Genomic DNA, 3,220 nt, shown 5'->3' with positions numbered 1-3,220 from the left:
GAGCAAGCGTACGAATTTTCGGCGAATGTCGTCTTCACAGTATAACCAGATTGCTTGGGGTTATATGGTCAAGTGAAGAAGCGCATACGGTGGATGCCTTGGCAGTCAGAGGCGATGAAAGACGTGGTAGCCTGCGATAAGCTTCGGGGAGTCGGCAAACAGACTTTGATCCGGAGATCTCTGAATGGGGGAACCCAACCAGCACAAGCTGGTTATCTTGCACTGAATACATAGGTGCCAGAAGCGAACCAGGGGAACTGAAACATCTAAGTACCCTGAGGAAAAGAAATCAACCGAGATTCCCTTAGTAGTGGCGAGCGAACGGGGACTAGCCCTTAAGTGGCTTTGAGATTAGCGGAACGCTCTGGAAAGTGCGGCCATAGTGGGTGATAGCCCTGTACGCGAAAATCTCTTGGCCATGAAATCGAGTAGGACGGAGCACGAGAAACTTTGTCTGAATATGGGGGGACCATCCTCCAAGGCTAAATACTACTGACTGACCGATAGTGAACCAGTACCGTGAGGGAAAGGCGAAAAGAACCCCGGAGAGGGGAGTGAAATAGATCCTGAAACCGTATGCGTACAAGCAGTGGGAGCAGACTTCGTTCTGTGACTGCGTACCTTTTGTATAATGGGTCAGCGACTTATTTTCAGTGGCGAGCTTAACCGAATAGGGGAGGCGTAGCGAAAGCGAGTCTTAATAGGGCGTCTAGTCGCTGGGAATAGACCCGAAACCGGGCGATCTATCCATGGGCAGGTTGAAGGTTAGGTAACACTGACTGGAGGACCGAACCGACTACCGTTGAAAAGTTAGCGGATGACCTGTGGATCGGAGTGAAAGGCTAATCAAGCTCGGAGATAGCTGGTTCTCCTCGAAAGCTATTTAGGTAGCGCCTCATGTATCACTGTAGGGGGTAGAGCACTGTTTCGGCTAGGGGGTCATCCCGACTTACCAAACCGATGCAAACTCCGAATACCTACAAGTGCCGAGCATGGGAGACACACGGCGGGTGCTAACGTCCGTCGTGAAAAGGGAAACAACCCAGACCGTCAGCTAAGGTCCCAAAGTTATGGTTAAGTGGGAAACGATGTGGGAAGGCTTAGACAGCTAGGAGGTTGGCTTAGAAGCAGCCACCCTTTAAAGAAAGCGTAATAGCTCACTAGTCGAGTCGGCCTGCGCGGAAGATGTAACGGGGCTCAAACCATACACCGAAGCTACGGGTATCACGCAAGTGATGCGGTAGAGGAGCGTTCTGTAAGCCTGTGAAGGTGAGTTGAGAAGCTTGCTGGAGGTATCAGAAGTGCGAATGCTGACATGAGTAACGACAATGGGTGTGAAAAACACCCACGCCGAAAGACCAAGGTTTCCTGCGCAACGTTAATCGACGCAGGGTTAGTCGGTCCCTAAGGCGAGGCTGAAAAGCGTAGTCGATGGAAAACAGGTTAATATTCCTGTACTTCTGGTTATTGCGATGGAGGGACGGAGAAGGCTAGGCCAGCTTGGCGTTGGTTGTCCAAGTTTAAGGTGGTAGGCTGAAATCTTAGGTAAATCCGGGGTTTCAAGGCCGAGAGCTGATGACGAGTTACCCTCTGGGTGACGAAGTGGTTGATGCCATGCTTCCAAGAAAAGCTTCTAAGCTTCAGATAACCAGGAACCGTACCCCAAACCGACACAGGTGGTTGGGTAGAGAATACCAAGGCGCTTGAGAGAACTCGGGTGAAGGAACTAGGCAAAATGGCACCGTAACTTCGGGAGAAGGTGCGCCGGTGAGGGTCAAGCACTTGCTGCGTAAGCCCACGCCGGTCGAAGATACCAGGCCGCTGCGACTGTTTATTAAAAACACAGCACTCTGCAAACACGAAAGTGGACGTATAGGGTGTGACGCCTGCCCGGTGCCGGAAGGTTAATTGATGGGGTTAGCTAACGCGAAGCTCTTGATCGAAGCCCCGGTAAACGGCGGCCGTAACTATAACGGTCCTAAGGTAGCGAAATTCCTTGTCGGGTAAGTTCCGACCTGCACGAATGGCGTAACGATGGCGGCGCTGTCTCCACCCGAGACTCAGTGAAATTGAAATCGCTGTGAAGATGCAGTGTATCCGCGGCTAGACGGAAAGACCCCGTGAACCTTTACTATAGCTTTGCACTGGACTTTGAATTTGCTTGTGTAGGATAGGTGGGAGGCTTTGAAGCGTGGACGCCAGTCTGCGTGGAGCCATCCTTGAAATACCACCCTGGCAACTTTGAGGTTCTAACTCAGGTCCGTTATCCGGATCGAGGACAGTGTATGGTGGGTAGTTTGACTGGGGCGGTCTCCTCCTAAAGAGTAACGGAGGAGTACGAAGGTGCGCTCAGACCGGTCGGAAATCGGTCGCAGAGTATAAAGGCAAAAGCGCGCTTGACTGCGAGACAGACACGTCGAGCAGGTACGAAAGTAGGTCTTAGTGATCCGGTGGTTCTGTATGGAAGGGCCATCGCTCAACGGATAAAAGGTACTCCGGGGATAACAGGCTGATACCGCCCAAGAGTTCATATCGACGGCGGTGTTTGGCACCTCGATGTCGGCTCATCACATCCTGGGGCTGAAGCCGGTCCCAAGGGTATGGCTGTTCGCCATTTAAAGTGGTACGCGAGCTGGGTTTAGAACGTCGTGAGACAGTTCGGTCCCTATCTGCCGTGGACGTTTGAGATTTGAGAGGGGCTGCTCCTAGTACGAGAGGACCGGAGTGGACGAACCTCTGGTGTTCCGGTTGTCACGCCAGTGGCATTGCCGGGTAGCTATGTTCGGAAAAGATAACCGCTGAAAGCATCTAAGCGGGAAACTTGCCTCAAGATGAGATCTCACTGGAGCCTTGAGCTCCCTGAAGGGCCGTCGAAGACTACGACGTTGATAGGCAGGGTGTGTAAGCGCTGTGAGGCGTTGAGCTAACCTGTACTAATTGCCCGTGAGGCTTGACCATATAACACCCAAGCAATTTGGGGCTCGACAGAGACCAGATTGCGGTGCGGTGAAGACGAGATGAACCGAAAGTTCGGCCAGCTTAAAAGCAGCACACAAACTATCGCATGCCCATTCGCTGGAACGTGACCGTATGGCACGCGCCGGCTACCGAATTTCTTGACGACCATAGAGCGTTGGAACCACCTGATCCCATCCCGAACTCAGAAGTGAAACGATGCATCGCCGATGGTAGTGTGGGGTTTCCCCATGTGAGAGTAGGT

At 52.4% G+C, this 3,220-nt stretch carries 2 rRNA genes; both read left to right on the top strand.

The features are described 5' to 3' along the window. Nucleotides 1-66 precede the first annotated feature (66 nt). A 23S ribosomal RNA gene (locus EGM97_RS26000) occupies nucleotides 67-2,958 on the top strand. A 157-nt stretch (nucleotides 2,959-3,115) separates the two neighbouring features. Further along, a 5S ribosomal RNA gene (rrf, locus tag EGM97_RS25995) occupies nucleotides 3,116-3,220 on the top strand; the annotation flags it as partial.

This window comes from Pseudomonas sp. AF32 (assembly GCF_022342325.2).
GTDB lineage: Bacteria > Pseudomonadota > Gammaproteobacteria > Pseudomonadales > Pseudomonadaceae > Aquipseudomonas > Aquipseudomonas uvaldensis.
Note: the sequence above shows the minus strand (reverse complement) of the source record. Positions and strands in the feature narration are given on the sequence as shown.